The 6,266-nt window shown below is 40.7% G+C and carries 5 protein-coding genes; all 5 read left to right on the forward strand.

Annotated features, from left to right (window positions below; genetic code table 11):
- The coding region (locus tag JHC30_06420; protein ID MCI4463783.1) for an SIMPL domain-containing protein at positions 1 to 388 on the forward strand (388 nt) is incomplete at its 5' end.
- 86 nt (positions 389 to 474) lie between these two features.
- Entirely contained in the window at positions 475 to 1,737 is a 1,263-nt protein-coding gene (locus JHC30_06425) for a threonine synthase (GenBank protein MCI4463784.1), read from the forward strand.
- A 1-nt stretch (position 1,738) separates the two neighbouring features.
- Positions 1,739 to 4,120, forward strand: a complete 2,382-nt coding sequence (locus JHC30_06430; GenBank protein ID MCI4463785.1) for an aspartate kinase — start codon at positions 1,739 to 1,741, stop codon at positions 4,118 to 4,120.
- Positions 4,117 to 5,142 carry an aspartate-semialdehyde dehydrogenase gene (asd, locus tag JHC30_06435; protein ID MCI4463786.1) on the forward strand — a complete coding sequence of 342 codons (1,026 nt, stop codon included), beginning with the start codon at positions 4,117 to 4,119 and terminating at the stop codon, positions 5,140 to 5,142. The genes JHC30_06430 and asd overlap by 4 nt, the downstream gene beginning before the upstream one ends.
- Positions 5,139 to 6,164, forward strand: a complete 1,026-nt coding sequence (locus tag JHC30_06440) for a hypothetical protein (protein ID MCI4463787.1) — start codon at positions 5,139 to 5,141, stop codon at positions 6,162 to 6,164. Before asd ends, JHC30_06440 begins: the two co-directional genes overlap by 4 nt.
- Positions 6,165 to 6,266: the final 102 nt, after the last annotated feature.

Raw genomic sequence — 6,266 nt, forward strand, 5'->3', positions numbered from 1 at the left:
GCAGCCTCCAACAAGGACTGGCTACAGTGTCGAACACGATCTTACGGTTACAGTTAAAACAACCCTCATTGGTGATGTAATAAGTACAGGGGCGAATGCAGGAGCAAACACCTTTTATAACCTGAACTTCAAGGCAAGTAATGAAGACGAGGTAAAGAAAGAACTCCTTTCAAAGGCACTTTCCGATGCAAGGGCAAAGGCAGAGGAGATTGCAAAAACTATGGGAAAGAAAGTTTCAGATTACAAAGTTGTTTCTTACGAGTATGTCCCAGAACAATCTAAAGCCCCCTACTATGGTGGCGCTGAGGGGATGGGTACGGGTGCTCCCATAGAGGTTGGTTCAAACGAAATTGCGGTTAATGTTTATGTGACATTTATTTTAAAGTAGTCTAACGCTATTTTTGTAGGGGCGGTATGTGAAAGCCGCCCTTTTTTCTTTTTAAAATTCGGAAATTTTATTATAATAATCGCAATATGGAAAGGGTACTTAAATGTATTAGGTGTGGTAAGACTTTCGATGTTTTTTCATCAAAGACCCGTTGCGACTGCGGCGGACTGCTTGAAGTGAGTTTGCAGGGCACACTTTCCCCGACCTTAAAAGATGAGTTCCTTAAAAGAAGGATGTCGCTTGAACCTTATAACCAGAGCGGTGTATGGCGCTACAGGGAGTTTGTGCTTGATATTGAACCTAATTCTATCGTAACCCTTCCCGAGGGGAGAACAAATCTTTACAAAAAGGTTGTCGATGGAATGGAAGTTTACTTTAAGCACGAAGGCGAAAACCCAACCGGTTCTTTCAAGGATAGGGGAATGACTGTTGGTGTAAGTGTAGCAAAAAAACTTGGTTTTAAGATAACAGCCTGTGCTTCAACGGGCAACACCTCCGCATCCCTTGCAAGTTACTCTGCACATGCCGGGCTTAAAAGTGTTGTTTTCATTCCAAAAGGGAAAGTTGCCTTAGGAAAACTCTCGCAGGCGCTTGCATATGGTGCAAATGTCCTCGAGATTTCAGGGGACTTTGACTATGCGATGAAACTCGTTCAAGAGGCAAGCAGTGAGTATAAGTTATATCTTCTTAATTCTCTTAATCCCCTCCGCCTTGAAGGGCAAAAGACAATCATCATAAATACGCTTGAAGAACTTGGGTGGGTTGTCCCCGATTGGATTATCGTTCCTGGTGGTAACCTTGGCAATACTTCTGCTTTTGGGAAGGCTTTAAAGGAATTGTTCGAGTTCAAATTCATCGATAAAGTTCCACGCCTTGCGGTAATCCAGGCAGAAGGCGCATCTCCTTTCTACAGGGCTTTTAAGAGTGGATTTAAGGAATTTGAGCCAATGAAAGCGGAGACCATTGCAACTGCAATAAGGATAGGTAATCCCGTGAACTACGAAAAGGCAGTTAAATCAATAGAATTTACGCAAGGTGTTGTTGAAAGCGTAAGTGACCTTGAGATACTTGAAGCAAAGAGAGATATCGACAACCTTGGTATTGGATGCGAACCTTCGTCTGCATCAACTCTTGCAGGTTTAAGAAAACTTCGGAAAAGTAGCGTAATTAAAAGTAGTGATACCGTTGTAATGATTCTTACAGGCAACATCCTTAAAGACCCGGATACCTCGATAAACTTACACACGGGAAATATTAAAGATGTGAAAAGCCGTTCACGATTTTTTGAAATAGAGACATTAAAAGACCTTGAGAATGCTTTGAAGAAAATTGTTCTGGAGGGTGAATAGTATGCTTGTTTTAAAGTTTGGTGGCACATCAGTTGGAAGCGCAAAGGCGATAAGGCAGGTTTACGAAATTGTTAAAGGCATTGATGAGTCAAAGGTAGTTGTTGTTTCTGCAATGAGCGGCGTTACGGACAGCCTCATAAAGGCAAGCGCACTTGCAGTATCTCACGATGAGGGTTTTAAAGATGTCTTTGCATCCATTAAGAAGAAACATAAAGATACTTCCATAGAACTTTTTGGAAACGAACTTGACTCCGTAAACGAACTTTTAAGTGAATTAGAGGAAATTCTTTTTGCGGTGTATATGCTTGGGGAACTTTCGGACAGGGCAAATGCACTTATCCAATCTTTTGGAGAGAGGATGAACGCACGCATTGTTTCAAAATACTTTCAGACTATGGGGCTTAAGTCTGCACCGGTTGATGCAACAACATTCCTTATAACAACTTCTGATTACCTTGATGCAAATCCTCTTTACGAAGAAAGTGAAAAGCGGGCACAAAAAATTCTTGGTCGTTACATAAAAGAAGGCTTCACTCCAGTTGTTACAGGCTACATCGGAAGCGATGTTAACGGTGCAATAACAACCCTTGGAAGAGGAGGAAGCGATTTTACAGGGACGATTTTGGGGCGTCTTCTCGATGCAAGGGAAGTGTGGATTTACACGGATGTAAATGGTGTTTTGACTGGAGATCCAAAGGTTGTCCAGGGCGCAAAGACGATAGAAAAGTTGAGTTACGCAGAAGTAAGAGAACTTTCGTATTTTGGTGCAAAGGTTATGCACTCAAAGTCCCTCATCCCTGCAATGGAAAAGCATATTCCAATAAGGGTTTTGAATACTTTTGACCCAAATGGACCTCACACCCTTATAAGTGATGAAAGTGCGTTTTTAGGACCGAAAGCGGTAACTTCGATAAAGGATATTGCGCTTGTTTCTGTTGAGGGAAAAGGTATGCAGGGACTAAAGGGAATATCAAGAAGGATCTTCGAAAGAGCATCAAAAACTGGCGTTAATGTCATAATGATTGCGCAGTCATCGTCGGAACAGACAGTCGACCTTTTTGTAAATGAGGGTGTTTCTGATCGCCTCATTGAAGGCTTGAAAAATGAGTTTGATAACGAAATAAAACTCGGACTCATCGATAAGATTTCCTCAAAGAAAAACCTCTCCATTGTCTCAATCGTGGGCGATGGCTTAAACAGGGACGAATCCCTTCACAAAGAGATTTTCAGGATCTCTTATGCCTACGGAATAAAGGTTATCTCAATTGTGCAGGGTTCATCCGAAAATAGCCTCTCTTTTGTTGTAAAGAGGGGCGATGTAGGGAAAATTTTGAATGCGCTTCACTCCGAACTCGGTCTTGCGGGGCAAAAGATAAAGACAATTAACATATTCCAGTTTGGTGTTGGTTCCGTTGGGAAAGAACTCATAAAACTCATAAAAGAAAACGAAAGCCATTTTGAGCGTGATCTAAACCTTCGCGTACGCTATGTTGGGCTTGCACGCTCTCAAGGTTTTGCAAAAAGTGATGAGGTAAAAGAACACATCGAAAATTGGGACTTTAACTTCAAAAACAGCGGAAGCCCTGTAAACTACATAAAGTCCCTTCCAAAAAATACTGTAATAGTCGATGTTACAAACTCTGACTCTATAGCAATGGACCTTCTTGAACTTCTATCTATGGGCTTTAATGTCGTAACCTCAAATAAGAAAAACCTCGCAACAGACTTTGAGACCTTTAAGAAGTTCACAACTTCAAAAGGGAAATTCCTTTTTGAGACGACTGTTGGCGCATCGTTACCACTTATTAAAGTCTTGAGGGAATTTATAAATGCAGGGGACACAGTCTATAGGATTGTTGGGCTTCCCTCAGGAACACTCTCCTTCATTTTTACCCTCGTTAACAGGGGAGAATCTTTGAAAGATGCAATTCTTAAGGCAGTTGAGCTGGGATATACCGAGCCAAATCCTGTTGACGACCTTGTTGGGATGGATCTTCTACGCAAGGGAAAAATTCTTTCTTATGTTATAGGAAAGGACTTTAAGGAAAATGATATCGAATTTGAGTGCTTTACCAGGGCAAAAAACCTCGATGAATTTTTTGAGAAAGACTATAAGAACTTTGAGCAAAAGATTAGAAACCTTTTAAGCCCAGATTCTGTTGTGTATCCAATTGTAGAGATCGAAGATAAACTCAGGATAACTTTGAAGGCTTTTCCTAAGGATTCTGCATTCGGTTCCCTTAGAGAAGGTGAAAACATCTTTGAAATATATCTCAAAAACTTTTCGAATATTCCTATTACAATCCGGGGGCTCGGTGCAGGACTCAGGGTTACTGCAATTGGAGTGCTTCAGGACATTTTAAGTTTGGAGGCATACATATGAAAAAGAAAGTTGCGATTATGGGTGCAACAGGAATGGTAGGGCAGAGGTTTGTAAGTCTTCTTGAAAACCATCCATTTTTTGAGGTAACAAGTCTCTATGGAAGTAACAAAAGCAAGGGAAAGAAGTATGGGGATGTAGTGCAGTGGGTGCTTGAAAAAGACATACCTCAGTACGCAAAAGATATGGTTGTGAAGTCCTTTGAAGAATCGCCTGAGGTTGAAGAAAGTATTGTTTTTTCTGCACTTCCCTCCGATGTTGCCGATACCCTTGAAGTCGAACTTGCAAAAAGTGGCCACTTTGTATTCTCTAATACTTCCTCTCACAGGTATGATAGGTTTGTTCCTATCCTTATTCCAGAAGTAAATCCCGACCATATAGAGGCAGTGAAGTATCAGGGGACAAAAGGCTTCATTATAACAAATGCAAACTGCTCGACAACCGGGCTTGTAATCCCATTAAAGGCACTTACGGAAAGGTTTAAAATAAGCAATCTTTTTGTTGTTACGATGCAGGCAATTTCTGGAGCAGGCATCCACGGGCTTTATGCACTCGACATCCACGGAAATATTTTGCCCTATATTGCAAACGAGGAAGAGAAAATAGAGCGTGAAACGAAAAAGATTTTAGGCACATTTGACGGTGAATTTAAAGACTTTGAACTTGAAATTTTTGCAAGGACAAACAGAGTTCCCGTGCGTGAAGGGCATACAGAGGTTGTATTCCTTGAAGTAGAGGCATACCTTCCAGAGATTATCAGCGCTTTAAGTGAGTTTAAGGGTGTCCCTCAGGAATTGAAATTGCCTACCGCACCCGAAAAACCAATAGTTGTGTTTGAGGATCCTTTGAGACCTCAACCTGTGCTTGATGTAAACAAGGGGAACGGGATGAGTGTAAGCGTTGGGAGGATTAAATTAAAAGGCTCAACCCTCACATTTACAGTGCTTTCTCACAACACCATAAGAGGGGCTGCTGGTGGAAGTGTCCTCAACGCAGAACTTGCATATGTAAAGGGGCTTATATGATTTTGAGACGTGGTACTTTAAACGATATCTTTAACGACTATATAATCTTTAGAGAGTTAAATCCTGTTAAGAAATCCCTTCCTAATTTTAACGACCTTAAAGATAGATTGGGACTTAATACTCTCCCTCGGAAGAAGGACAAAGAGTACGCACTTGTCCTTAGAGAAATCTTGAAGAGTGCATTAGACTTTTCATCAGTTGTCTATCTTGGAGATACATTTCTTTCTGACCTAACGGTTATAAAGAACTTGAAAGAATTAGGAGTCAACATCTTTGGTGTCATAACCGATGAGACTGCAACGGAGACACAATCACCTTATCCCTATGTTGTTTTTAATACAAGTTGGGCAATGTTAAAAGATTTTGTTCTGGATAAAATTAGCAATAGCACGATCCTCATAGTTGATATCGATAAAACTGCAATTGGTGCGCATGGAAGAAATCACCTTCCCATTGATAAGGCTCGAACGGATGCAATAGTTTCTCTTGCAGAAATTGTTTTTGGACATTCACTGGATTTAGCAGAAAAGGAAAACTTCCTCAAACTCTACAAGAAGATCCACACAAAGGACCTTCTTCAATTTACCCAGGACAATCAGGATATCGTTTCTATTGTGTCGCTTATAATCTATTCAGGTGCAGTAAAATTTGAGGAGTTTCTCCGTATTGCAAAGGAAAAAACATTTGAGGAATTTATAGAGGGAGTTACTGTGCAGGGCAAACTTGAAAGCCTTGTTTCAGAAGTGAAATACAATATCAAGCAAAAATCTCCTACACTTTTCCCAACTTTCAGGAAAATAGAACTCGAAAAAACTCTTGCAAGAATGGACTTTTTGCCCGACGATACGGAGCTTTCAACCCTCTTAGAAGAGGAAATCCTTATAACAGGCGAGGTTTACGACATTGGAAAATATGCACTCTCCAAAGGTGCAATTGTTTTCGGAGTCTCTGATAAGCCAGAAATTGCCTCGTTTTCAGGCGATAAGGCGATATTTAAACAAACAATGAAGATTTATCCATAGGAATTTTCCTGTAGTTCTTGCAAAAATAGTTGCTGTAGGAGGTAGGTATGAAATACAACTTTGACGAAGTTATTGATAGGCGTGGGACGGGCTCTTTTAAGT

Source organism: Caldisericum sp., from assembly GCA_022759145.1.
Classification (GTDB): Bacteria; Caldisericota; Caldisericia; order Caldisericales; family Caldisericaceae; genus Caldisericum.

Bases quoted from the DNA above. Each gene is read 5' to 3' on its own strand.
- JHC30_06430 (MCI4463785.1), top strand. From the start codon at position 1,739: ATGCTTGTTTTAAAGTTTGGTGGCACATCAGTTGGAAGCGCAAAGGCG.
- JHC30_06440 (MCI4463787.1), top strand. From the start codon at position 5,139: ATGATTTTGAGACGTGGTACTTTAAACGATATCTTTAACGACTATATA.
- JHC30_06425 (MCI4463784.1), top strand. From the start codon at position 475: ATGGAAAGGGTACTTAAATGTATTAGGTGTGGTAAGACTTTCGATGTT.
- asd (MCI4463786.1), top strand. From the start codon at position 4,117: ATGAAAAAGAAAGTTGCGATTATGGGTGCAACAGGAATGGTAGGGCAG.